The organism is Acetobacter sp. DsW_059, from assembly GCF_002153695.1.
Lineage (GTDB): Bacteria > Pseudomonadota > Alphaproteobacteria > Acetobacterales > Acetobacteraceae > Acetobacter > Acetobacter thailandicus.
On sequence record NZ_JOPI01000128.1, the window covers coordinates 1 to 400 of the forward strand.

At 54.0% G+C, this 400-nt stretch carries 1 pseudogene; it reads left to right on the plus strand.

The window, feature by feature from the left end:
* Positions 1-400 (plus strand): annotated as a pseudogene (locus HK25_RS13455) (IS5 family transposase); the annotation flags it as partial.

Consider the following 400-nt stretch of genomic DNA (forward strand, 5'->3'; position numbering starts at 1 on the left):
ACGGGCTTCAGTGGAAAGATGCTCCCAAAGCGTATGGCCCGCACAAGACTTTATATAATCGCTTTATCCGGTGGAGCCGCCTGGGTGTCTTTGACAGGATCTTTAAAACCCTGGCAGAACAGGGGGGACGTTCAAAACGCCTGATGATCGATGCGACGCACCTTAAAGCGCACAGAACGGCAGCCTCTCTGCTTAAAAAAGGGCTTTTCCCCGCCATATCGGACGCACAAAAGGCGGTCTGAATTCAAAACTGCATGCCATGTGCGATGATCAGGGGCGGCCTGTCCGCCTGCATCTGACTGCAGGACAGGTCAGTGACATCAAAGGCGCAGACGTGCTGCTGGCAGATCTTCCCGACAAGACAGAAGAAATCATCGGGGACAGGGGCTATGACAGCAAC